Annotated in this window: 26 protein-coding genes and 1 rRNA gene; 3 read left to right on the top strand and 24 right to left on the bottom strand. The window is 38.9% G+C overall.

Features of this window, described 5'->3' with window-relative positions:
- The 13 genes from GXK58_RS27135 to GXK58_RS27425 form a co-directional block, all read right to left on the bottom strand.
- Window positions 1-59, bottom strand: a 16S ribosomal RNA gene (locus GXK58_RS27135); the annotation flags it as partial.
- A 479-nt stretch (window positions 60-538) separates the two neighbouring features.
- Complete coding sequence (locus tag GXK58_RS25150) at window positions 539-1750, bottom strand: aminotransferase-like domain-containing protein (RefSeq protein WP_160725911.1); 1212 nt, start codon at window positions 1748-1750, stop codon at window positions 539-541.
- A 33-nt stretch (window positions 1751-1783) separates the two neighbouring features.
- A complete protein-coding gene (locus GXK58_RS25155) occupies window positions 1784-2614 on the bottom strand; it encodes an ABC transporter ATP-binding protein (RefSeq protein WP_202171451.1) in 831 nt (276 codons plus the stop codon).
- A 1-nt stretch (window position 2615) separates the two neighbouring features.
- Entirely contained in the window at window positions 2616-3413 is a 798-nt protein-coding gene (locus GXK58_RS25160) for an ABC transporter permease (protein ID WP_160725944.1), read from the bottom strand.
- 83 nt (window positions 3414-3496) lie between these two features.
- Entirely contained in the window at window positions 3497-4486 is a 990-nt protein-coding gene (locus tag GXK58_RS25165) for an ABC transporter substrate-binding protein (protein WP_160725912.1), read from the bottom strand.
- A 28-nt stretch (window positions 4487-4514) separates the two neighbouring features.
- Window positions 4515-5618, bottom strand: a complete 1104-nt coding sequence (locus GXK58_RS25170; protein ID WP_160725913.1) for an iron-containing alcohol dehydrogenase family protein — start codon at window positions 5616-5618, stop codon at window positions 4515-4517.
- Between the two features lie 955 nt (window positions 5619-6573).
- Window positions 6574-7218: an SDR family oxidoreductase gene (locus tag GXK58_RS25175; protein ID WP_160725914.1), complete on the bottom strand. Its 645-nt coding sequence runs from the start codon at window positions 7216-7218 to the stop codon at window positions 6574-6576.
- A 76-nt stretch (window positions 7219-7294) separates the two neighbouring features.
- Window positions 7295-7450, bottom strand: a complete 156-nt coding sequence (locus GXK58_RS25180) for a hypothetical protein (RefSeq protein ID WP_160725915.1) — start codon at window positions 7448-7450, stop codon at window positions 7295-7297.
- A 54-nt stretch (window positions 7451-7504) separates the two neighbouring features.
- Entirely contained in the window at window positions 7505-7705 is a 201-nt protein-coding gene (locus GXK58_RS25185) for a CLC_0170 family protein (protein ID WP_160725916.1), read from the bottom strand.
- 20 nt (window positions 7706-7725) lie between these two features.
- A complete protein-coding gene (locus GXK58_RS25190) occupies window positions 7726-8949 on the bottom strand; it encodes a Ger(x)C family spore germination protein (RefSeq protein WP_160725917.1) in 1224 nt (407 codons plus the stop codon).
- Complete coding sequence (locus tag GXK58_RS25195) at window positions 8930-10039, bottom strand: GerAB/ArcD/ProY family transporter (protein WP_160725918.1); 1110 nt, start codon at window positions 10037-10039, stop codon at window positions 8930-8932. The genes GXK58_RS25190 and GXK58_RS25195 overlap by 20 nt, the downstream gene beginning before the upstream one ends.
- Before the next feature lie 28 nt (window positions 10040-10067).
- The gene (locus tag GXK58_RS25200; protein ID WP_237389782.1) at window positions 10068-11618 is read right to left on the bottom strand and encodes a spore germination protein; all 1551 of its coding nucleotides are present in this window, start codon (window positions 11616-11618) and stop codon (window positions 10068-10070) included.
- 189 nt (window positions 11619-11807) lie between these two features.
- Window positions 11808-12332 (bottom strand): redoxin domain-containing protein, encoded by a 525-nt coding sequence (locus GXK58_RS27425; RefSeq protein WP_237389777.1) that lies wholly within the window; start codon window positions 12330-12332, stop codon window positions 11808-11810.
- A gap of 203 nt (window positions 12333-12535) precedes the next feature.
- On the opposite strand from GXK58_RS27425, the gene serC reads away from it, so the two are divergent.
- Complete coding sequence (serC, locus tag GXK58_RS25215; RefSeq protein WP_160725921.1) at window positions 12536-13633, top strand: 3-phosphoserine/phosphohydroxythreonine transaminase; 1098 nt, start codon at window positions 12536-12538, stop codon at window positions 13631-13633.
- A 44-nt stretch (window positions 13634-13677) separates the two neighbouring features.
- Here serC and GXK58_RS25220 read toward each other — a convergent pair whose 3' ends face one another.
- The 4 genes from GXK58_RS25220 to GXK58_RS25235 form a co-directional block, all read right to left on the bottom strand.
- Window positions 13678-14679 carry an LLM class flavin-dependent oxidoreductase gene (locus GXK58_RS25220; RefSeq protein WP_160725922.1) on the bottom strand — a complete coding sequence of 334 codons (1002 nt, stop codon included), beginning with the start codon at window positions 14677-14679 and terminating at the stop codon, window positions 13678-13680.
- Between the two features lie 140 nt (window positions 14680-14819).
- Window positions 14820-14963 (bottom strand): hypothetical protein, encoded by a 144-nt coding sequence (locus GXK58_RS25225; RefSeq protein WP_160725923.1) that lies wholly within the window; start codon window positions 14961-14963, stop codon window positions 14820-14822.
- Window positions 14964-14989: 26 nt separating this feature from the next.
- Entirely contained in the window at window positions 14990-15130 is a 141-nt protein-coding gene (locus GXK58_RS25230) for a hypothetical protein (protein WP_160725924.1), read from the bottom strand.
- Between the two features lie 164 nt (window positions 15131-15294).
- Window positions 15295-15948, bottom strand: a complete 654-nt coding sequence (locus GXK58_RS25235) for a carbonate dehydratase (RefSeq protein WP_237389778.1) — start codon at window positions 15946-15948, stop codon at window positions 15295-15297.
- A 728-nt stretch (window positions 15949-16676) separates the two neighbouring features.
- Between GXK58_RS25235 and GXK58_RS25240 the strand changes: the two genes are divergently transcribed.
- Together GXK58_RS25240 and GXK58_RS25245 are read left to right on the top strand one after the other, a co-directional pair.
- The gene (locus GXK58_RS25240; RefSeq protein ID WP_160725925.1) at window positions 16677-17126 is read left to right on the top strand and encodes a S1 domain-containing RNA-binding protein; all 450 of its coding nucleotides are present in this window, start codon (window positions 16677-16679) and stop codon (window positions 17124-17126) included.
- Between the two features lie 186 nt (window positions 17127-17312).
- Complete coding sequence (locus GXK58_RS25245) at window positions 17313-18146, top strand: HAD family hydrolase (RefSeq protein WP_237389779.1); 834 nt, start codon at window positions 17313-17315, stop codon at window positions 18144-18146.
- 71 nt (window positions 18147-18217) lie between these two features.
- Here GXK58_RS25245 and GXK58_RS25250 read toward each other — a convergent pair whose 3' ends face one another.
- The 7 genes from GXK58_RS25250 to GXK58_RS25280 form a co-directional block, all read right to left on the bottom strand.
- Entirely contained in the window at window positions 18218-18391 is a 174-nt protein-coding gene (locus GXK58_RS25250) for a hypothetical protein (RefSeq protein WP_160725927.1), read from the bottom strand.
- 193 nt (window positions 18392-18584) lie between these two features.
- On the bottom strand, window positions 18585-19274 hold the full coding sequence (locus GXK58_RS25255) for an LrgB family protein (RefSeq protein ID WP_337248221.1): 690 nt from the start codon (window positions 19272-19274) through the stop codon (window positions 18585-18587).
- Entirely contained in the window at window positions 19274-19648 is a 375-nt protein-coding gene (locus GXK58_RS25260) for a CidA/LrgA family protein (RefSeq protein ID WP_442862506.1), read from the bottom strand. Before GXK58_RS25260 ends, GXK58_RS25255 begins: the two co-directional genes overlap by 1 nt.
- Window positions 19649-19775: 127 nt before the next feature.
- A complete protein-coding gene (locus tag GXK58_RS25265) occupies window positions 19776-20654 on the bottom strand; it encodes a LysR family transcriptional regulator (protein WP_202171452.1) in 879 nt (292 codons plus the stop codon).
- A gap of 94 nt (window positions 20655-20748) precedes the next feature.
- Window positions 20749-21438, bottom strand: a complete 690-nt coding sequence (locus tag GXK58_RS25270) for a BsuPI-related putative proteinase inhibitor (protein WP_160725931.1) — start codon at window positions 21436-21438, stop codon at window positions 20749-20751.
- Window positions 21439-21536: 98 nt separating this feature from the next.
- On the bottom strand, window positions 21537-22322 hold the full coding sequence (locus GXK58_RS25275; protein ID WP_160725932.1) for an HAD family hydrolase: 786 nt from the start codon (window positions 22320-22322) through the stop codon (window positions 21537-21539).
- 126 nt (window positions 22323-22448) lie between these two features.
- Window positions 22449-23642 carry a glucose-1-phosphate adenylyltransferase gene (locus GXK58_RS25280; protein ID WP_160725933.1) on the bottom strand — a complete coding sequence of 398 codons (1194 nt, stop codon included), beginning with the start codon at window positions 23640-23642 and terminating at the stop codon, window positions 22449-22451.
- Window positions 23643-23734: the final 92 nt, after the last annotated feature.

Genomic DNA, 23734 nt, shown 5'->3' on the forward strand with positions numbered 1-23734 from the left:
TGCATGTATTAGGCACGCCGCCAGCGTTCGTCCTGAGCCAGGATCAAACTCTCCATGAAAGTTGATTAGCTCAAAATGTTACGTTGGCTCATGATCTTCATTTAATAGAAAAAACATGATGATTATTATTTGTTGACGTTTTTGTTTGTTTAGTTTTCAAAGAACAATGTCACCAAAAGCGACAGGAAAACTATCATATCGCATTTCTCACATTCTATCAATCAACAATTATTTCCAATTCTGATTGACTCGTACGCTCTTTTCGAGAGCAACTTTCATATCTTAACACTGTCGTTGGTTAATTACAACAGAAAGTTTTTTCCGATTTTAGGAACGGATGTGACCTTCTCGCCGTGATTACCAGACTAATTAATTTGTGTCTCTTTTCAGAGGCGACTTTTATATAATACTACTGAAACCAAACCTGTACAATCTGCAATATTTTCCAATTCACTTAGACTTGTTTCCAAGATAGTTATTCCGAATACCCATCAAAAATAAAGAAAGAACATTCCTGATAATAGGAACATTCCCTTTGTTATTTTAACGAAGACTTAACATTTAATTTTTGAGTTATTAATTGTCCCAGCCTTTTAATACCTTCAATAATTTCAGCTTCCCCTTCATAACAAAACGAGAGACGCAGAAATTCTGTTCCATCCTGTGGATTTAAGAAGAAGTATTTTCCTGGAATAAAAGAAATACCCTTTTTAAGCGATCGTTCTAACAATTCCAATGTATCTATTCCGGGAACATGAACCCATACAAAGTAACCACCGCCAGGCTTATACCAGGTTACTGATTCAGGCAGATGAATCTCTAAAGAATTTATTATCGTTTCACATTTTTTACTATAGGCCCCTTTTAACATTAGAATCCGTTCTTCAAAATCAATATCCTCTAAATATGCGGCCATTGTAGCTTGTGAAAATGGCTGATCCAAATCTTTTTTAAACCAAGCAAAGGTGGAAATAAACTCTTCGTTCCCAGCAATCCAGCCTACCCTCATACCCGGAGCAACCACCTTGGATAAAGAGCCGACATGAAGTACTCTTGCATTTGTATCCATTGCTTTTAATGGAACGGGCTCATCATCAAAGGAGAGTTCACCATAAGCGTCATCCTCTACTATAAGAAAATTATATTCCTCGGCCAATTTTACTAAATGCTCTCGACGCTCATGTTCCATGGTCGTGCTGGTAGGGTTATGCGCCGTCGGTATTGTATATAACAAACGGGGCAGCGGGAGATTTTTTTGCTGTCTATCCTTTAATACTTCTTCTAATAGATGGGTTTGGAGTCCATTTGCATCGATTGGTATGTTAATTATCTGCTTGGTGTAGTTCTGGAATATCTCTAATGCTTCCATATAAGTCGGTGCTTCCACTACAACCAAAGAATCCTCATCAAGCAAGACCCGTGATATTAAATCAATGGCTTGGCATGCTCCTGATGTGATTAAAAGTTCATTTACCCGAACATTTATTCCACGCTTCGCCAAGCGATTCTGAATCTGATATTTTAATTTCTCCATCCGCGGACTCCCAAGATAGTGAAGGGGTAAATCCTGTTCTTGCTCAATAAGTTTGGATACAGCTTCCTTAATTTTTATAGAGGGAACGAGAGTGGGATCCGGATATCCCGAACTCAAGCGGATGCATTCCTCCGGCAGCGTTGGCATCCATTCTCCCGGCGGCTCGTTCTTGAGTGCTTCTTTTATATGATTAGAAAAAAATGAATCGATTATCACTATATAAAACACCTTTCGTTAATCATTAAAACGCTAATTAATCGACTTTAAACTCTCTTCCCTAATTAACGATAGCAATTCTTCCTTATACTCTGCAAATTCCACCGTTCCTTTGACACTAAAATCTCTTGGTCTTTCCAGGGTAATCGGTACCTTTTTCTTTAAACGGCCAGGTCTGGCAGTCATCACATACACCGAATCGGCTAGGAAAATCGATTCCTCTACATCGTGGGTAATAAATAATATCGTTTTCTTCGACTCTTCCCATGCCTTCAAGAGAACTTCCTGCATGATATTTCTCGTTTGCGCATCAAGGGCACCAAATGGCTCATCCATTAAAAGAATTTTTGGATCATTCGCTAATGCACGGGCAATGGCGACACGCTGTTTCATCCCGCCTGATAATTGAATCGGATAATGTTTTTCAAATCCTTCGAGCCCAATTAACTGTAGATAATGACGCGCTACATCATCGCGTTCCTTTTGCGAAACACCCTGTAATTTCAGGCCAAATGTTATGTTCTCTTTTACGGTTAACCAAGGGTATAACGTGTAAGATTGAAACACCATTCCACGATCAGGACCCGGCCCATTGATCTGTTGCCCGTCCAGTAACACTTCTCCAGAAGAGGCCTCCTCTAACCCGGCTACGATCCTTAAAACCGTCGATTTACCGCAGCCAGATGGTCCGAGGATCGTCACAAATTCTCCCTCAGCCACCGAAAACGACGTCTTTTCTAATGCTGTAGTCTCTCCGCTCTTTGTTTTAAAAACCTTACCAACATCTTTAATTTCTAACTTTGGTGTTGCAAGTATAGATTGTTTTTTATTAAATCCCACATTCTCCGCTGCAGTTGTGATCATCCTACAAACCATCCTTTCTCATCCATGAAAACGAAGCACGATAAATGGCTTTAAAAATCATATCTGTTAACAAACCTAATAAACCAATGATTAAAATACCAACAATAATTTTATCTGGCTGCAAGAAACGTGAGGCCTGCATGATCATATATCCTAACCCGCTTGAGGCACCTACGATTTCCGCCACAACCAGGTAAGTCCATGCCCAGCCGAAGGTAATTCTTAATGTATCAACAATTCCTGGAAGCGCTGCTGGTAAAATGACTTTGGTAAAGATCTGGCCTTTTTTGGCGCCTAATGTATAAGAAACTTCAACCAAGTCATTCTGAACATTTTTTGTCACGTCCATAATCATCAATGTTAATTGAAAGAAGGTACCTAGAAAGATCACGCTCATTTTTTCCGGTTCCCCAAGACCAATCCATAATATTAATAATGGAATAAAGGCAGAGGCAGGCATGTAACGGATAAACCCTATGATTGGTTCGAATGCGCCTTCCATAATTTTCAAGGAGCCCATTAAAATGCCTAGAGGGATACCGATAATAGCAGCGGCAAGAAATCCTACTAGAACCCTTGAAAAACTTATGCCAATATCGGAGAGGAGATCTCCATTGACAAATAAATCAACAGCAGTTGTTAATACTGCGGATGGTGTCGGTAAAAACAACGGATTTACAATTTTGCCATAGGTTAGAACGCTCCAAATGGCTAAAAATATAAAAAAAGTAACAATACCTGCGATTGAATAAAGCCCTTTGGATATTTCCTTATTAGGCGTAAATAATTTAGCCAACATCATACTCACCCATTCTATCAATCTGATTAAAAAGCCTAATATATGAACACTCATATATTAGGCAGGTTTACAATCTCTAAAATTTACTGAAAACTCGAGTTAATAATTTCTTCTGCTTTCGGCTCAGTCTTTATGATACCTTGTTCTTTATAAAACTGAATAGCATTTTCAGTTGAATTATAAATAGATCCTTTGCTGCTTTCCGTACCAAACAGTTCTTTGTTTTCCTCTTTAGTAAAGAATTTTAGACCTGATTCAGTCCCAACAAATTCTTTTGTATCAATTTTTAAGCCCTTTGCCATAATTTCATCTGCTTCATCTTTATGATCTTTCCAATAAGCCATTGCTTCGCCCATTGCTTTCACAAATGCTTTTACATCATCCGGACGATTTTTAATCACATCTTCTTTAAAGCTGACCGTATCAACGATAATTCCGGGCAGATCTTTGGTTGTTAATAATATCTTTCCATTTGCTGCAGAGCCCTTTGATAACCATGGTTCCCACGTTACTGCGGCATCTACTTTTCCTGCTGCAAAAGCTGCCCCGGCGTCACCTGCTGACATTTGAACCACTTCAACATCTTTCTCTGTTAATCCGCCTTGCTTTAATGCTGTTAATGCCAGCATATGACTAGTTGAGCCTACTTCAAAAGCAACCTTTTTACCTTTTAAGTCTTTGACGCTTTTAATATTATTTTTAACAAGGATCCCGTCACCGCCGTTAGAATCATCTAATACCCATACAACTTGAACGGGGATATTGGATGCAGCAAGTGTAACTTGTACATCAAGTGCTGTTGCCATACCGTCTATTTTTCCACTAGCTAAGGCTTGTTTACGCTCGGCTAAACCTTCTACAATGGAAAGGTCAACATCAATTCCATTTTTCTTAAAGAAGCCTTTCTCTTGTGCTAAAAATAACGGGCCATAACCTGTCCAAGTAGGTAATGTGACCTTTAATGGCTCCGAGGATTTCTTCCCTTCTGTACTTCCGGATGCTTGGTCTTTCCCGCAAGCTGTTAAAGCAAATAACAACATCAATGAACAAAATAAAACTAACCCCTTTTTCATCTATAAGTCCCCCAATTATTTTTTATGTTTAATTTTTAGATACTGCTAACATTTCAGTTCCAATACTATCTGCCTGACGTACAGAGTCTATAACCATTTCTGGTGATACCTCAAAAGGCATATTCGACATGTCTTCAATTGTTACCGTTACTTCACCTAATGTTTTCCACTGATCCTCGGTTAAACCTTTAATCGCCATTTGCTGTAAAGTGTAAGGTAAACCAACCTGTTGGTAGTACTTTATTAATGATCTGATTTCTTCTATTTCTGTCCCTTCCATACATAACTGTGCTAAAATTCCAAACGCAACGATCTCCCCATGATAAGTATCATGGATTTCCGGAAAGATGGTTAAGCCTGAGTATATGGCATGGGCGGCGGCTGTCCGGCAATCATCTCCGCCATAGCCGCTCACGCTGCCGCTGACTAAGATAATCGCATCAATAATATCATTCAGTTCATCGGTTAACTTTTCCTCATGTATAGATTGAACTGCCTTTGTCCCATTTTGAATTAAGGTTTGATATAACTGGGCAGCAATGGCAATGGCCGTTTGATTAATCGCGTTAGGCACAGCTTTTTTAATCGAACATTTTGTTTCAAACCATTTCGCCAGCGTATCTCCAATTCCAGCGATTAAAAAGCGAACAGGAGCATTCAAGATGATCTCACTGTCTACCAAGACTAATTCCGGCACCTTCGATTTTCGGCTGATTTCCAGGAATTCGCCTTCATCACTATAAAGAATGCAAATCGGTGTGGCTGCTGCGCATGTAGCTGCGATGGTCGGGATGGCCACTAATGGCTTATTTAAATAGTAGGCAACTGCTTTGACTGTATCGAGTGCTTTCCCGCCTCCAGCCGCAATGAGTACATCAAAACTTTCATTTTTTAATTGTTCTACCAATCTATCAATATTCGTTTGTGAGGATTCCCCGCCAAACCATAAAGACTGTTTCAATGTTACGTCATGCTCGCTTAAGCTTCGCCGGAGTGGTTCATCAATGACTTGAAGACTTGTATTTCCACCAATTACTACTGCGGTTTTTCCAAGTTGTTTTATGTAGGAACCAACATCAGATAATAAACCAGCTTTTCTATGATATTTCCCCGGTCCGACTGTTACGAACATTTCCAATCCCTCGCTTAAATCTGTATATTTATGAATATTTATCTATCAATATACATTCTTATTCATTTGGTGTCAATATATTATAAAAATATTCTTTCAATTATTTTAATAATTTTTTATCAATAATTATGCGCATATTTCAAGGGTTACTTTGATTTGTAGTCATCTGAATATAATATTTATTCCACAAATTTATTGAATTAGTATAAAAAAAGAGCAATCAAACAAAAAAAGACCCTGAATATTCCTAACGGGTTCCGCTTCCTGTCGCAAACATTAAAAATGTAAGCTAAAATGAGTGCCAATTTGCATAAGCAATTGACACTCATTTTTTATTGGTATAAAGCCATTTGGGTGGAAATTATTTGTCTAAGGAAATGCACCCTAATTTGTCGGGGTACAATGGCTGTTGTACCCCGACAATTTTGCCCTCAATTTGATATACATTTTATCTGACAAAAAACGCTTAGAAACATCAGTAATCCTATCCTTAATTGAATAACCAGTGATATTTAAAATAAGCGGAGAATTTCCGTTTATATGCAGAATGGAGGTCAATTCGGGGTAAATAAGGGGAGGTTTTCCGCTTAAGCACAGCAAAATCCCCAATTTTTCCGTTAATGGAGTCAATAGGGGAAATTTCTCCTCTTATTTAGGCAATTTTTAAGATTATTTACAAATTAAGAGGAATTTCTCCCTCTATTTTTCAAATCAGGTGCTTAGCCTGTCCTCCCCAACCGATAAGAGCCGACCATTACAGACCCAGATGAGGGAATCAGAATCTTTTACAACCAAAAATGGCTCAGTGAACAGAGCCATTTTATTTTTAATTGCAAAAGCAGATACAGGGAGCAATACAAATTGGGCTACATTTTCAGTTGCAATTTAGAGTTTTGTGATAGGAAACGGAACCCGTTAGAATATTCCTAGGTCTTTTAATTATTAAATGTAACTGTTATACAAGCTTCAACGCTTCAGTGATAGGAATCTCACCAGATACCAAATCGAACGCTTTGTAAAAAGTATTCCCCTCATCTAATGAGGAGATAATCGTTTTGGCAACATCTTCACGAGAGATCGTCCCACTCTTTATATCTTCAGCCACTAAGATATTTCCGGTGCCCGCACTGTCTAAGAGTCCGCCCGGCCGTATGATCGTATAAGTTAAGTTACTTTGCTCGAGCATTTTATCAGCGTAGGATTTAGCCACATAATAAGGCTTTATCGCTTCGCTCCAATTTTCTCTGCGATGGGCTTGAAGAGCACTGACCATGATAAAGCGTTTTATTTTCGCCTGTGCTGCTGCTTCAATCGTTTTGACGGCACCATCGAGATCGACTAAGAGCGTTTTGTCTGCACCGGTATGGCCGCCAGAGCCGGCGGTAAAGACAATCGCATCACAGCCCTTGGCCCCGCCTGCAATTTTATCGACACTATCCTCTAAATTAATAATGGCGGTTTCAATCCCCTTTGCTTGTAAAAACTTCGCTTGTTCTTCCTTCCGTACCATGGCTTTTACTGTATGTTTAGTTGTTTCCGACAGCATTTGGACGAGATGCTTCCCTATTTTTCCATTTGCACCGACAACAAAAACCTTCATAATCCTTTACCCCTTATGATGTATTAGTACAAGTTTCTAATCTGATTACTGTCTATTATGCCATTTATTCACGTCTCTATGATTTGTCTGCGGTTATATCGTTATAGGGCAAAATAAGTTTTTTTACCTTATCAGGGCTCATAAAGCTAATTTCTTCTAACAGTCTTGGGATTGATTGCTCTGGATAACCGTAATCTCGAAGTAATTTTTCCATTTCTTCATTTTGTGCCATAAGTAAATTCCTCCAAAATTGTATTTAAATACAAAGATTTATATAGTTTATTTATTACCACAGAAAATTATTGTAAATCCAATTTGCCAAAAATAGTCCAAGCCCCAATACAATATTCATCCATGACAGAATAAGCGATGCTTTATGCTCTCTCTTTTGTTTTGCTTTTTTATACATATTGGCATCTACTAGGAGTATGAAAAGTCCTGTTGCGATAAAAATAGCAATGGCATATGGTAAAAAACCGATGAACATCGTCTATAGTCCTCCGCCTTTTATTTAGCTTTCATGCCTACACGATGTATACGGGAATCAACATGAACATCATAGGTAAGTTCTTTATATACTGTATTCCATTTTTCTTTTGTTTTAATTTCCTTAGCCCAATATTTCGGATATTCTGCCCGGACATGTTCACCAAAACCATAAATATCACTTTCCGCTTTTTGTGTTTTCGCAATAAGCTTCTTTAAAGAACTTGCTACATCTTTTGAAGCTTCATCTTGTATTTTCCCAATAATCGTGGAATTGTTAACATAAATTCCTTTACTAGTCTTTTCTTCAATTTCACTTTCGTAACGAACCTTGATTACCACATGAGGTTTCCCATCCTTTAATTGAACTTTTACTTTCGTTTTACGTGAAATGGCCCTTACAAGGACAAAATCATCTTTACCTGGTACTTTAATAAATGCGCTATACCCCCCCTGGCCTACTCCTCTTATTGCCATAAAAAATCCAATTTCAAGCGGGGTTGTTTTTCCAGCCATCCGATCCCCTCTAAAATAAGCGAGACCACTTAATTGAATAGACTTATTGTCTTTAATGGTCAGATAAGGCAGATAGGGATCTTGACCTTTACTTGAAAGGATCGTCCAAAACAAACCAATAAAACTTGGCGGAAATCTGCCTAACGCAGATAAATTATCAACCATATCTGCTAAATATAATGATGGTACACGCTGTAGTTCTGGAACAAGCTTCATATAATCTGATGCAGGTTCTTTCGAAACAGCAAGCGAAGCTGTTCTGCGGATTTGAGGATTTCGCCTGAGAAAATCATTAAAACGCTGTGTTCCTTTTTTAGCGATTTTTTCATTGAGAACGATAATTCGTAAATGTCCAAGGAACGTTTCGTAAGCAACCTGCTGTTGAAGATTGAGCATTGCATCCTGTATGGTGTGACCAACAACTTGGACAATTGTTACCGAATTATGAGAGCTTTGGCCCTGTGTAGGTCCAAGTGGTATTCGGCCTGGAACGGCAATTTGAGCTGTCACCTTAATCAGCTCTTCTCGTGGTTCAGATGTACTCTTGTCAATATGAGTGATTCCGCCTTCCGATTGTTGATTTTCATCTTCAGTTGAAGCCTTATCAATACCAATTGCCAGTACTGTAGCACGCTGTTCAATTTCCTGAGCGTCCCAGCATCCTGAAAGAAGAGGCATCAGGAGAAAAAATATGCTGACTAATCGTAAACTAGGATTCTTGTGCCACATTTTTTTTCCTCCTCCTGCTCCTAAAGAGATCGATGGCTAATAACATGGCGGGGTAAAGAATGGTTATCAATAATCCTAGTCTCCCGGCTATTTGGATCACATCATACAATTGTAAAATGTTCTGCGGAAGCATAGCTAAGAAAAATACAAAAGGCATAATAAAAAACGACAGCACCCGGTGATCCTTTAACTTAGCCATTTGCTTGATAGAATAGATGGTAAAGTAATAGCTTGAAAAGAGCGTGGTAAAAACCGCGGTCACCCAAACCGCTAAAAAGATTACGTCCAGCCGCTGCAGGATATTTCCTGGCAGCGCGGTCGTGCGGGCCAATTCAAGGGTTGGCCAGAAAATTAGTTTTATTTCTTCTGTTCCAAATACAGCTACGGTAGCAATCACAATTAACAGGTAAAAGCCCCCTGATATAAAAATGCCCCAAAAACTTGCCTTTTTGGCTTTAGCAGGATCCTTCATAAAAGGGATAATCAACGTAACAATAAAAGATCCTTGAAACAAAGCAGAAATGGTTAACATTCCTTTGAACATTGCCATATAGTCATTATCAATAATAGGCCGTAAATACAAGGGATTTGCGTTTTTTAACGAAAACGCGACGATAATGAGTATGGGTGCCAAAATAGCAGGAACATAGAAATTGTGGATGTAAGCAAAGGTGTTAATATCGTACCTGACACTCAAGCATGCTAGTAAAAGCATTACTATAACTGTTATTTCTAATGGTGTTTCTCTTAATACAGCTGATACGACAACCTCTCCGAATTCACGGGCAGCCAGTCCCGATAAAATGACAAAAAAGGTAATCACAATTATACTGCACAACCTGCCAATCCACTTTCCGACGATATCCTCTCCGTATGTGATGATCGTTTTTTTAGGATGACGAATTCCTAATATTGTAAGAATAAATAATCCAATGGCCGCTAATATAATCCCTGCCAGCGTTACAAGCGGTGCACCCGTTCCACCTCCACGGACAGCAAACAACGGTAACGGGAGTACTCCTACACCAATAATTGTACTAACTAAGATGGCAGACGCTTGAACCGTTGTGATCTCCCTAGGATAACTCATTGTTCGTATCCTCCCATTGACGCTTTATTTATTCATTATCATTTTGCTGCTGTCTTTTACGATTTGCGGTCTGGAGAAAACTAGGTCTTTTAGACATCGACCAGAGCGGGCTGCGTGAAACAACGTCTTTCATTCCCTCTGCATTTCCAGGAGAAACAGGTGCCATATATGGTACCCCGAAAGATTTTAAGTTGAGCAGATGATTAAAGGTGAGGATAATCCCGATCATTACCCCATAGAGACCGAATATCCCTGCCAAGATCATGATAGGAAACCTTAACATTCGCAGGGCAAAGGCCGCTGTATAGGCTGGTGTGGCAAAGGAGCCTATCGTAGTTAAAGCAATAACAACCACTGTAATCGGGCTTGCCAAACCTGCTTCCACCGCTGCCTGGCCGACAACCAGCACCCCTACAATCGATAAGGCTCCCCCTACTTGCCTTGGCAAACGAACGGTTGCTTCTCTTAATATTTCCATTGAGATTTCAATAATTAGTACCTCAACGACAGCGGGATAGGGGACACCTGCCCTCCCGCCAGCAACGGCGACCGCAAATTCGGTAGGCAAAAGTTCTGGATTAAAGGCAATTAGCGACACATAAAGGGATGGAAAAACTAGTGAAAACACAAGGGCAAGCATTCGAGCAACCCTTGCAAAGGTCCCCATCAAGAACCTTGAAGAGTAATCCTCTGCGGTTTGATAGAATTGGTTAAATACAACTGGGACTAGCAGTGCAAATGGGGATCCATCTACAAGAATCGCTACCCTGCCTTCGGCTATATTAGCGACCGTTTTATCAGGTCTCTCTGTCGTTTGAATTTGGGGAAACGGTGTAAAATGATTATCTTCAATAAATTGTTCCAGATACCCCACATCCATTATGGCATCAATATCGATCGCAGAGAGCCTCTCCTCTACCTCGGTTATAACGGTTTCGTTCGCCACACCTTTTATATAACAATAACAAACGGTTGATTTCGTCAAACGGCCGATTTTCATCGTCCTCACTTGAAAATCAGACGTTGGAAGGCGGTACCTTAGCATGGCTATATTGGTATCAATACTTTCAATAAAGCCTTCTCGCGGCCCTAAAATGACCTGTTCTGTTTCCGGCTGGCCAACAGAACGATGTTCCACTTCTCTTGTAGTAATATGGATGGCTTCTATTACACCATCTACCAAAATAACCGTCTCTCCGCGTAAAAGAACTTCAATCAATTTATCTAAACTGTCAGTAACCTTTGCTTGGCCATGATAAAGAGTTTCAGTCATAATGATGTCTATCAATTTATTTATCGGTTTCTCTCTAGTAAGTAAATGTTCAGGTACATACATTAAAGGTCTTAAAATATCTTTATTGACATGATCCTGATTTACCAAATTAGAGAAATATAGGATGGTTGCATTATTTTGTCCAAAGATTTTAAAGTGTTTTACATGAAAATCATCATTTTCCCCTAACACCTTTGTTATTAAGGATTCTGTTTCCTTTAGTGACGCAGATATTTTACTTTCCCCTTCTAAAATATGATCGGGTATGGTAAATGGCCTTTTTTTTAGACCTGTTTTAGCCTTCATCATTTGTCGAAATAAAGACACATACATCACCACCTACCTAATAATTTTTGCCATTTTCTTTTTTATATTCCTTAGATCTCTTAGAAAGGGTAATTTTATCTATTTTGGCAGAGTAACAAAAAAAGACCACTTTTCGATGGTCTTCATTGGTAAGTTTATATTATATTTATTTTTAATTATTAAGCTATCCTATTGGGTACTTAACTTTTCTAGTTCATTAAAAACTGCTTCATAATCTTCTCTGTTATCTGCTTTAAATGATGTGTTTAAATAGGTTATGATGCCATCCTTATTTATAACAAAAACCGATCGGATCGCAGTTTCACCTTTTTCGTTAAACACTTTGTAGTCTTTTACGGTTTGTTTATGCCAATCCGAGAGAAGCGGATATGGCAGTGTACCCATACTCGCAGCAAAGACTCGATGAGAATGGATATGATCGACACTTATTGGCAAAACTTCAGAGTCCGTTTGTTCAAAACGTTTATAATCCTCTTTCCAAGAGGCGATTTCTTTAATTCAGCCTGGAGTAAAATCCATTCCATAAAAGGCCACCACTATATTTTTTTGACCGCGATAGTCTGAGAGGGAGATTTGCTCTTTAGTTGTAGCTGGCAGTGAAAAATCCGGAGCTATTTCACCAATATGTAAAGATGTTTCCAAAACAGTCCCTCCTTTAAAATGAGATTTTGTCTCTATATGTATCGTTTCCACATTGATTAAATTTAGACCATTGGAATTTATATAGTAAATTTTGAACGTTTTTCACAAAATTGTCATATTTATCATAATAAAACGTTTCCAATCGGGTTAAAATAAACTTTTTTAAAATAACTTCCCTGAATGGAATAAAATTTATTTTCCGAAAATTGAATCTATGTTATAGTCAAATAAACTAACAAGATGGAGTGAGAATATTGAAACTAAAAGTCCAACGTGCTTACAACTTTAATGCCGGTCCTTCTGCGTTACCTCTTTCAGTCCTTGAAAAAGCGCAAGCAGAATTAATCGATTTCCGTGGCACAGGCATGTCAGTAATGGAACTTAGCCACCGCAGCCGCCCATATGAAGAAGTACATAATCAGGCGATCAGCAGCTTAAAAAACCTCTTAGCCATCCCTGATACGCATGAAGTTCTTTTTCTGCAAGGCGGAGCAAGCCTGCAATTTTCTATGATTCCAATGAACTTTTTACAAGCTGGGAAAAAAGCCAGCTTTGTAATGACAGGTTCTTGGTCCGAAAAAGCTTTCTCTGAAGCTAAATTGTTTGGTGAAGTTTATCATGCTGCATCAACAAAAGAAGGCAATTATCGCAGCATCCCTAAAGTAGGAGATTTACAATTCGACAAGGACGATGCTTACATCCACATCACGTCCAACAATACCATTTATGGTACACAGTGGAAAGACTTTCCTGATACAGGTGATGTTCCACTTATCGCTGACATGTCTAGTGATATTCTTTCAAAGCCGATTGATGTCAGCAAGTTTGCCCTCATTTATGCGGGTGCCCAAAAGAACCTTGGTCCATCAGGCGTAACAGTAGTTATTATCCGTAAAGATCTACTTGAGGGTGCCAACACGAACATCCCTACGATGTTAAAGTACAGCACACATTCAAAAAATAATTCTCTATACAATACACCGCCTACCTTTGGAATTTACATGCTCGGAGAAGTTCTAAACTGGGCACGCGACTTAGGCGGCTTAGAGGCTATCGCTAAGCGTAATGAAGAAAAAGCAAACCTTATCTACTCAGTTATTGACAATAGCAACGGTTTTTATATTGGCCATGCAGACCAAGACAGCCGCTCCCTAATGAACCTTACTTTTAACTTAAAAACTCCTGAATTGGAGAAACAATTCTTAGAGCAGGCAAAACAAGAAGGCTTTGTCGGAGTAAACGGCCACCGTTCGATCGGCGGATGCCGCGTATCTGCCTACAACGCTGTACCAGTTGAGGCTTGCCAAGCATTCAGCGAATTTATGGTTCAATTCCAAAAAGAAAATAACTAAACAAAAAATCACCCTTCTGATTTCAGAGGGTGATTTTTGTTTAATCATTTTCCGTCCACGATTTCCTTAAATATCTCATACGAACGTTTTTGCTTCTCAGGATCAAAAATATATGACACCGCCATAATCTCATCGACATCATATCTTTCTTGGAAGGTTGTTAATTGCTGCCGGACGGTTTCCTTACTGCCCATAAATGTCACGCTCGACATCGATGAAGCCATTTCTTTCTCCATTGGACTCCAAAGCTCATCCAAATTTTCCACAGGGGGACGGAGTGGATTTTGAGTCCCGCGGACGACATTGAGGAAGAATTGCTTCATTGTGGTTGACTGCAATAGGGCTTCCTCATCCGTTTCCGCGGCAATGACGTTTAAACATACCATCATATAAGGCTTATCAAGGTACTCTGATGGCTGGAAGCGGTCACGATAGATCGAAATCGCTTCTTCCATGAATCTTGGGGCAAAGTGGGAAGCAAAAACATATGGCAGACCCAAACTTGCAGCGAGATGAGCAGAATCGGTTGAAGAACCTAAAATGTAAATCGGTATGTTGGTTTCAACCCCGGGATACGCTTTAACATAACTTTGCTGCTCAATCGGTCCAAAATAAGTTAGCAGTGCCTGAACATCCTCTGGAAAGGTATAGACAGAGTCGTTTTTCGATCGTCTCAAGGCGCTTGCAGTCATCATATCGGTTCCTGGAGCACGTCCAAGACCTAAATCGACCCGGTTCGGAAACATGGTCGCCATTGTACCGAATTGCTCTGCCACGACAAGCGGTGCATGGTTCGGCAGCATGATCCCTCCCGAGCCGACCCGAATTTGTTTCGTATGTTCTAATGTATGTTGAATTAAAATCGATGTAGCTGAACTGACCAGTGTGGAAGTATTGTGATGCTCGGCGATCCAATAGCGTTGATAGCCCATATTTTCGACGGCCTGTGCAAGGTCTACCATGGCTTCTATCGCTTCTTTGGAGCCTTGTCCCTCACGTATCGGGGCAAGATTTAACACCGATACAGGTATTTGAATATTTGCCATTTTTAAGAGTCCTTTCATATTTAAAATTCATTACTATAGTAACAATTGCTAAAAAGGAAACAAACTTATATGCTTATGGTGTGCAAATGATCTTGGCATACTATTTGTATAAAAATAAAAAACTGCCACAATGGCAGCCTTTATTTTTCTTTGTTATTCGAGTCTTGTATGGGAACATTTTTTGGCCGTTCAGGATAGGTCGCTTTACCGTCATTCGGACCGGTAAGATCATTTCGTTGGTCCAGCACTCGACCTGTATACTCAATCGGATTATTTCTTGGCATGATTTCACCTCCAAGGAAGAAATATTTTAGCTTTTCTTTCCTAATCCTAAGACTTTTAATTTATATTCAGCCTCACTCATGTTTGGATTTTTCTTAGGGGGGCTAAACTTAAGTGCATTTTTTAATTCCACATTGGCGTCATCGTTGGTATTATATTTTCCATCCATAACTCCCGCCTCCTTTACGTTAATTATTATGGACGGAATCGACCAGTTCATTCTTTTTACAGACACTTAAAAACCTCTAGTATCTGCTAGAAGTTTCAAGCCCGGTATTTTATTAAGAATAAGACTCGATTGCTTGGTCTAAAGCATTATCCTAAGTCATTCCATCAATACGTTAATCCACAAGAACACTTCGTTTTTCCGAATAATACCGAATAGGCTTTTGGAAACTCCTGATTAACCCGTTGGACCTCTTTTGCAAATTCTTCTTCGGTTTTCGTTACCTTTGATAAGCGGTCTGCTTTAGCCTGGCTATCGATGTGGGCACCGGGTGGTACAAAGCTATCTGGCTTCAGGATAACGCCTCCAGTAACAACGGCATCCGTTGAAATGAAGGATCCTTCCCCTACTTGGGCATTATAAACAATAGCTTTAAACCCAATAAAAACATCTTGATCAATCCTGCTTGGACCATGTATTAATGAGCCATGGGCACATGAGACCCGCTCGCCAATATAAATAGAATAATTTTTCCCGTTCACCTCTACATATTTATTTTTTAAACCATGCAGGACTACGCCATCTTGCAAATTACAATTCTGGGCGATATAAAATGGCGTGCCTTCGTCGGCTCGTATGCTGACAAAAGGTCCCACGTAGGTATTATCGCGAATGGTCACATCACCTGCGACAAAGGTAAACGGGCTAAGAAAAGCCGTTTTTTTTATTTTTGGAAAAGTTGGTATGGGATTAATTGAGGTGGGAGGATTGGAACCCACAAAGTAGCTATAAATATTAAAAGGACCATTTGAATTCGTCAAATTTATTTCCCCTTTCAAAACTTGGTCACTCTATTATTCATACTACTTATACGTGGCGGAAGTAGAATTCATTCTGATTTCGCAAAAACGAGTCAGCATGATGGCTGACCCGCTTATCTTTATGATTCATTTTCAATGGCATCCCCCATTCCTTTTTCAACAGCAGCTTGTAAAGAAGAGGCAAACTATTGGATTGACACTGATTGCTTAATCTTGTGTTATGTTGTTATGGCAAGCAACATAGTTTTATAAAGACTAAAGTTTTGCGATTATGACGATAGCTTAGCTTCAACTCCCGTCACAATGAGAATGAAATGCAAAACTAGCCGTCTCCCTCACTCATTCCGATTCACTTTATGTTCCGGCTTTTAGAAAATGGTTCCTCCTTTCTGCCGATGTAAGAGAATTAATTTTTCATTGTGAACCAGTTCCACCTCCTTGGCAGGTACTCCTGATCGGAATTCGTTTGGTTCCTTGCATTTCATTACACTACTATTATTTCCTCCACTTTCCGACTATTTCAGTGAAGGTGTTACATTCCTGTGAACCTTTTAAGAGATGACTAGGTATTCATCCCAGAATTTCAATTAAATAATTAGTTATTTTTTTAAAATGTTTCAATCTAGGTATGAATTGGCAAAATAGATGGTATAGAGATTATGTTTTTTTTTTCGAGTTTTTGATATAATAAAGTGTCTTTAACATTTATGAGGGGGAAACATATTTTTATGTCAGTTGAAGTAGGCAGTAAAGTACAAGGTAAAGTAACCGGTATCACTAATTTTGGAGCATTTGTTGAATTGCCAGGAGGAACTACTGGCTTAGTGCATATTAGTGAGGTTGCAGACAGCTATGTAAAGGATGTTAACGATCATCTAAAGATTGGCGATGTAGTTGAGGTTAAAGTAATTAGCGAGAAAGACGGAAAAACTGCCCTATCCATTAAAAAAGCGATCGATAAACCTGAAGGACAAACTTCTTCTTACTCACAGCGTCCACAGCGCCAGGGCAGAGGAGATAACCGTTCGAAAGACTTCCGTCCAAAAGGCAACTTCAAACCAAAGGAAAGCTTTGAAGACAAAATGGCTAAGTTCTTGAAGTCTAGCGAAGAGAATTTATCAAGCCTTAAACGCAACACCGAAACAAAACGAGGCGGCCGAGGCGGCAGACGCGGATAAAAAACGCATTTGCAAATAAATCTCAAATATAGATCAAAAGGCAAGCCCTCAAAAGGCTTGCCTTTCTATTTTTTTCCAAATGGTGCCTGTCACCATTATTCACTAATCTATATTGTATATAGTGAATTCCATGATGATATGGTAATTGGATTGGCAGCTGTGTTGTATATTTGATACAGTATTTTTATGTATAATGGAAAGGACTTAAAGGCAGCTATGAAATGTTTTTCACTTGATTTAGATGGTACGTTATTAAACTCTCATCATGAAATTACGGAAGAAAGTGTGAAGGTCTTAAACGAATTGCAAGCGCAAGGTCACTGTATTATTTTAAACACTGGGCGCGCTTATGCGGATGTCATTAAATTAGATGCGGTCAAAAAGATGAAGATGCCGATTTTTTGCGTGAATGGTTCCGTATTATTTTCTGCAGAAAGAGAACTTCTCTTCGAAGCAACGCTATCGATTGATGTCTATAAGGACATTTTTTCCATTTTAAAAGGGATGAATGTAGGAATCCTTGTTTACACGAACCATGGCGGTCTTCCTTCGACGCTCCCGCCTCTGCATGACAAAAGCAGACAAGAGCTGGACAAGATTTTTCAAGAATTCGACTATGATCAAATTCTCCACTTAGAAGATTTAAAAATCTACAAACTAATTGCACTCGTCCACCCCGATCAGTTAGAAAAAATTGATGAAGTGAAAAAAGCGTTAGCAGATAAATTCCCTGTCTCAATGGCTTCTTCTCATCCGAATAATTTAGAAATCACCTCAAATGAGGCACATAAAGGGAAGGCTCTCTTACGCTATCAGGATATGATGAACCTTGAATTTGAAGAGATTCTTGCTTTTGGTGACGGCGGGAATGATATCGCTATGTTTGAAGTAGCAACTACAGCAGTCGCCATGGCAAATGCCCCCATGCAGGTTCAACAGGCTGCGGATGTGATCACGAAGTCCAATGACGAGGATGGGTTTTCCCATGCCGTCAGAAATCTGTTAGGTTTATTAGATTAAATATTAAGTATAGGGGAGTGAGTATCCACGGAGCTCGTTTCCCTTATTTTTTTTTAAACTCAGCACTATCCTCAATGGTTATACCTTGTAAGTTGCTTCATAATCTCTCTTTTTCGTTCTTTATCTGTGATTCGCGTCAAATCGAGGGCAAACTCATGCCCTTTATGCTTGGACCGTAGAATCTCTCTAACAGCATTTTTGACACTTTCCTCATTATCCTTGACAACAATCACATTTCTGAGCATCCATCCTTCCTCCCCAATAAATTGTACTTTTTAACACCACAAAAATAAGATTCCTGTATAATGGAGAAATCCCTTCCATTCAGCAAGGGAACGTGCCCCTTGCATTCTATGTTTGTAACCTTTCATTTATCCCCCTTATTTTATCACACAGAAAGACCGCCATTTATCATAAATGACGGCCTATTGGTTTCTATTAAATATGTGGAAAATTCATTAAAGTAGGAATTAAAAGTGCGCCCCAAACTAAGGTAATGAGTGCAGCAAAAATCATGGCTAAGGATGAAAAAGTTGCTTCTTGTTTCCCGTACTCCATCGCTTTGTTTGTTCCAACACCATGTGCTCCCATCCCTAACGCAAGCCCTCTGGCAATCGGTGTTTTAATCGACAGTCCTTTAATAACGGAAGGACCTACGATCCCTCCAACAATGCCAGTAATAATAACGAATACTGTCGTTAACGTTGGCAAGCCGCCAATTTCCTTTGACACCTCGATCGCAATTGGTGTCGTAATCGAACGAGGCAAAATAGAGATAATAAAATCGGATTGCAGATGGAACAACTTAGACAACCCAAAAGTAGAAAAAATGGCAACTAGTGTACCACAGGTAATACTTATAAGAATCGTCCCGATATATTTTTTAATGATCGCTAAATTTTTATAAATCGGCACGGCAAAAGCCACTGTCGCTGGTCCAAGCAAATGGGTCAGCCACTTTGACGCATGCAGGTATTGATCAGCAGACACATGCGATATAGAAATAAGCACAATTAACAAAATCGGAGATAGCAATAATGGATGAAAAAACGGAAAACTCCATTTTCCATAAGCTTTTTTAGAAAAGCGATAAATAAGATAGGTCGCTATGGTAAAGATTATCATCATCAATGCTGTTCACTCCTTTTTCGTCCACTTATTTTTTCTGCGGTGAGTGCCGTCATGCCCATCACAATAATCGTACTAATCCCAATTAACCCGACGATCTCGGCACCTTGTAAGCTTATAATCTCATCATAATTCACAATCCCCACTGCTGATGGGATAAAGAACAACAAAAGTTCGGCTAACAGCCAATTCGCTCCCTGTTCAATCCACTCCAGCTTGATAATTTTAAAGCAAAGAGCTAAAAATAGAAGGAATAATCCAAACATCGAAGCTGGAATTGGAAGTGGCACCACTTCTTTAAGAGCAGCTCCTAAAAATAAAAACACATGTAAAAATAAAACTTGTATCACAATTACTCCTAGTCTCATCTTCATGATCCTTTCTATATAAAAAAGGAGAAATAATCTCCTTATCGTTTCACGAATTTTACTATAGAGTAATCCTACGCTCTTTATTACTATTCGTAAAATACATATTACGAATATTTTTCATAACTATAAGTTATAATGGATCCTTTAAAATAAAATCGATAAAGGTCCTGCCTGCATTTGAGATGTATCTGTCTTTTTTTGTAAGCACTGCCAAACGCCACAAAATTTTTTGCTTTAAATCAATCACTTCAATTTCATTATTAAAGACCCGGTTACAGATGGAATGTGGAAGAATGGTAATGCCAAGATTGGCTGCCACCATCTCAGTCATGAGATCCCATTGAGAACTTTTAAACAGTATTTTGGGTTCAAAACCTGCAGCAATACAGTGATTCCTCATGATTTGATTAAGCGCAAACTCTTCATGATAAAAGATAAATTCTTCATCCTTTAATTCTTCTATATCGACCTTTCTTCGCTTAGCCAAACGGTGGTCCTTGTAAACCAACAGCTTCATTTCCTCTTCCACTATAGGGTAAATATCAAACAGCTGCTCATCAATTGGCAAGACAGCAACACCGAGTTCGAACTCCCCCTCTTCCACACTCTTAACAACCCTTGCACCGCCATACTCTGTAATATTAAGTTCGATATTAGGGAACGTGTGATGAAACTTTGCCATCACTCTTGGGAAAAATAAACTTCCAATAAACGGAGGGAGCCCAATATTAATTTGACCTCTAGCTAAATTGGTCATATCGTTCAGGGTGGTTTTCATTTCATCTAACAGTCCATTTATTTTTTGCCCGTATTCGAGAACAATTTTACCAGCATCCGTTAAATCACTTGTTTTATTTGAACGAATGATTAACGTCATGCCCAGTTCTTCCTCTAAGGCCATGATTGATTTACTAAGAGCGGGCTGTGACAAATGCATCGTCTCGGCTGCTTTGGTAATACTTTTATACTTTGCTACTTCAGCAAATAATTTAATTTGTCTTAATTCCAATATCCGACACCTCATATTAATGAACTAAATAACTATTATTATAATGGATTAGCCACTAATTAAAAAACATCCCCACCTAGTGGAGATGCTAAAATTACTTCACTGTTCTTATAAACTTTTGAATCACTTTTTGTCCTTGCTCATTCACTATAAAATAAAAAGATACCTCTTCGCCTTCTTTTAAGGAAGCTAATTGTCTCCTTGCTGTATCTGTTAATTGAAAGGCTATTTTCTCCCCTTCGATATCCATTTCAATGGTATGTGGGTCGATTTGACCTATATAAACACCTTTTCCATTAGGAAAGGAGTTTTTAATAATTAAGTCTTTGACAGCCTTTGCTTCTTCCTCATCAGCGGTCAAAAATACTTCAAGCTTATACTGGCCGTTTGGCAGATCTATAATGGTAAAATCCTTAGAAATGACTTGATTGTTTTCTACAACCATCTCTTTCATCACTTGAGTGGACATTACTTCATCCGAATATTGTTTAATCTTTTTACCTGAGGCATCGTATACAATATAATCTGCCTCGAGCCCCGTTCGAAACGTTAATTTCTTCGGTTTTCCCGAAATATTTTTCACAGTATAGTGAACAAGTATGTTTCCATTTTCTTCTTTTATAACAATGTCAGTAAGAAAATTTGCAGCTATTTCATCTTGTTTAGGGGGTACATTTTTGCTGACTTCCGAACTTGCATTTGTTTTATCACCCGTTCCGCATCCGGATAATAAGCCCAAGCTTACAGACAAACCAATGACAAGCAGCCAATTTTTCTTTCTCATTTATTTTAATCCCCTTTTTCCACAAAGTATTTTTAGTTTCAGCTAAATAGTCGTAGAAAAGGGGGAAAAAGTTACAAATTTCATCTGGTAGTTTTTACCTATAGTTCAGCTAAGATAGGAAAAAGTTCTTCCAAGTGTTTAATTTCATAGGAAGGAATAACCTCATTCCGCTCTTTATCATGGCGGTTAATCCAAACGGTTTTAATTCCAGCCCGGTTTGCCCCTAAAACATCTGTCATCAAATTATCTCCTACCATGATCACCTCATCCTTTTGAAGCCCCATAAGAGACAAGGCATGTTCAAATATAGATGGATCCGGCTTTCCTCTTCCAAAATCACCAGAGATGACAATTTGGTCAAAGTATGGAACCAGCTCCGGTGTGATTTCTAATTTGGTATTTTGCAGTTCCGGCGATCCGTTGGTTAAAAGAAGAAGCTGATATTTTCCTTTTAAGGCACCAAGGATGTCAAAGGTTTCTTCATAGACAAACGGGCTCTTTTTACGTTCTTCAGGGAACCGCTCGGCTAACTCATAACCGAAATCTGGGTCATCAATCCCCATTTTCTTTAAACCGGCAGTCCAAGCATCTTTTCTATAACTTGGAACGGTATCCTTCATTTTTTTAAAATCTTCGAGATTTTCATCAGAAAAATTGCCCCATAATCCCTCAAACGGGTTAATCCCTATCATTTGTGTAAAAGGATAGAATTCATAGGATGAATAAATGGTTCTAGCCGCCTCACGTACAGCCTCTTCTAATGCTTCAGCATTTACACCAAAACGTTCTTCTGCCACTTTACATGTAGCAGTAAATGCTTCTTTCACACTTTTCTGATCCCAAAGAAGGGTATCATCTAAATCAAAAAAAATCGCTTTAATCATTTTGCTAACTCCTCTAGTAAGATATTTTTAATAGTTTACCATTTTTGACTTAAAAACAAAATATTTCTTTAATTTTAAAAATAAAAAAGGTATGTGCAATCAACATCACACACACCCTTTTCCATATTAAGAAACAACAGTGATTACCTTGTTTGTACCGGAGATGTCTAATAACGCAGGGTCAATAATTTCATTGTGGCCAACGACCATTAGATACGCATCGGGATTCTTAGAGACAATGATTACCCCATCCATAATCTGTGTTTGGCTTCCCACAACAGCATTTTCAATCCAAACGTTATCACCTATAATCGTTTGAGGGAGGATGACAGAATTTTTTATCACTGCACCTTTCCCTACCTTAACACCGTTAAACAATACCGAATTTTCAATCGTTCCATAAATTTCACAGCCCTCGCTAATTATACATTGATGCATCTTTGCCCGTTGATCAAAGTATAAGGGCGGTTCATCACAGCTGGCCGTATGAATCCTCCACTCGGGATTTTGTAAAAAGATATTTCTTTCCCCCATTAATAAATCCAGGTTTGCTTCCCAATAGCTATGGACCGTACCTACATCTTTCCAGTACTTATTAAAATAATAGGCATAAAGCTGTAACTCATCAGCCAGCATTGAAGGAATAATATCTCTGCCAAAATCTCTATGACTATATTCTTTTCGTTCTTCCCGCAGTAAATATTCCTTTAGAATGGGCCATTTAAAAATATAAATCCCCATAGATGCAAGATTGGATGTCGGTTTCATGGGTTTCTCTTCAAAACTGGTAATTCGATGTGTCTTCGGATGTACCTTCATTAAACCAAAGCGGCTGGCTTCTTCCCAAGGGACCTCAGCTACAGAGATGGTACAATCGGCATTTGTCTCCAAATGTTGTTCGAGCATCAAGGAATAATCCATTTTATAAATTTGATCTCCCGAAACAATTAGGACATGGTCAGGATTATAGTGCTCTATATATTCAATGTTTTGGTATACCGCATGGGCCGTCCCTTCATACCATTCTACACCTAATTCACTTCTTGAATAGGGTGGCAGGATTGTAAGGCTGCTATAACCAGAATAATTATTCCAATAACTGCACCGGCCAAGATGGGCGTGAAGCTCAAAGGGTCTGTATTGAGTCAAAATCCCTACCGTTTCGATCCCTGAATTTTTGCAATTACTTAGAGCAAAGTCAATAATGCGATACTTCCCTCCAAATGGGACGGCGGGTTTAACTAGGCTTTTGGTAAGTAGATTTAATCTTGTTCCTTTTCCACCTGCCAACAGCAATGCAATCCACTTTTGCTTTTTCATGGCTCTCCACCTCTTTCTTATTTTTTCAGCCAATGGTTCGATTAATCGTGTTTATTACTGCTTATACTTTTATTATCTCCGATTTTTTCCAT

This window comes from Bacillus sp. USDA818B3_A, from assembly GCF_009928415.1.
In the GTDB taxonomy this organism is placed as follows: Bacteria; Bacillota; Bacilli; order Bacillales; family Cytobacillaceae; genus Neobacillus.

Coding starts and splice junctions, on each gene's coding strand:
- GXK58_RS25250 (WP_160725927.1), bottom strand. CDS start 18,391: ATGCTCAGAAATGTGATTGTTGTCAAGGATAATGAGGAAAGTGTCAAA.
- GXK58_RS25240 (WP_160725925.1), top strand. CDS start 16,677: ATGTCAGTTGAAGTAGGCAGTAAAGTACAAGGTAAAGTAACCGGTATC.
- GXK58_RS25170 (WP_160725913.1), bottom strand. CDS start 5,618: ATGTTCGTAACAGTCGGACCGGGGAAATATCATAGAAAAGCTGGTTTA.
- GXK58_RS25175 (WP_160725914.1), bottom strand. CDS start 7,218: ATGAAGGTTTTTGTTGTCGGTGCAAATGGAAAAATAGGGAAGCATCTC.
- GXK58_RS25225 (WP_160725923.1), bottom strand. CDS start 14,963: ATGCCAAGAAATAATCCGATTGAGTATACAGGTCGAGTGCTGGACCAA.
- GXK58_RS25200 (WP_237389782.1), bottom strand. CDS start 11,618: ATGAAGGCTAAAACAGGTCTAAAAAAAAGGCCATTTACCATACCCGAT.
- GXK58_RS25165 (WP_160725912.1), bottom strand. CDS start 4,486: ATGAAAAAGGGGTTAGTTTTATTTTGTTCATTGATGTTGTTATTTGCT.
- GXK58_RS25275 (WP_160725932.1), bottom strand. CDS start 22,322: ATGATTAAAGCGATTTTTTTTGATTTAGATGATACCCTTCTTTGGGAT.
- GXK58_RS25180 (WP_160725915.1), bottom strand. CDS start 7,450: ATGGCACAAAATGAAGAAATGGAAAAATTACTTCGAGATTACGGTTAT.
- GXK58_RS25270 (WP_160725931.1), bottom strand. CDS start 21,438: ATGAGAAAGAAAAATTGGCTGCTTGTCATTGGTTTGTCTGTAAGCTTG.
- GXK58_RS25185 (WP_160725916.1), bottom strand. CDS start 7,705: ATGTTCATCGGTTTTTTACCATATGCCATTGCTATTTTTATCGCAACA.
- GXK58_RS25230 (WP_160725924.1), bottom strand. CDS start 15,130: ATGGATGGAAAATATAATACCAACGATGACGCCAATGTGGAATTAAAA.
- GXK58_RS25280 (WP_160725933.1), bottom strand. CDS start 23,642: ATGAAAAAGCAAAAGTGGATTGCATTGCTGTTGGCAGGTGGAAAAGGA.
- GXK58_RS25260 (WP_442862506.1), bottom strand. CDS start 19,648: ATGAAGATGAGACTAGGAGTAATTGTGATACAAGTTTTATTTTTACAT.
- GXK58_RS25255 (WP_337248221.1), bottom strand. CDS start 19,274: ATGATGATAATCTTTACCATAGCGACCTATCTTATTTATCGCTTTTCT.
- GXK58_RS25155 (WP_202171451.1), bottom strand. CDS start 2,614: ATGATCACAACTGCAGCGGAGAATGTGGGATTTAATAAAAAACAATCT.
- GXK58_RS25220 (WP_160725922.1), bottom strand. CDS start 14,679: ATGGCAAATATTCAAATACCTGTATCGGTGTTAAATCTTGCCCCGATA.
- GXK58_RS25245 (WP_237389779.1), top strand. CDS start 17,313: ATGTATAATGGAAAGGACTTAAAGGCAGCTATGAAATGTTTTTCACTT.
- GXK58_RS25195 (WP_160725918.1), bottom strand. CDS start 10,039: ATGAGTTATCCTAGGGAGATCACAACGGTTCAAGCGTCTGCCATCTTA.
- GXK58_RS25190 (WP_160725917.1), bottom strand. CDS start 8,949: ATGTGGCACAAGAATCCTAGTTTACGATTAGTCAGCATATTTTTTCTC.
- GXK58_RS25160 (WP_160725944.1), bottom strand. CDS start 3,413: ATGTTGGCTAAATTATTTACGCCTAATAAGGAAATATCCAAAGGGCTT.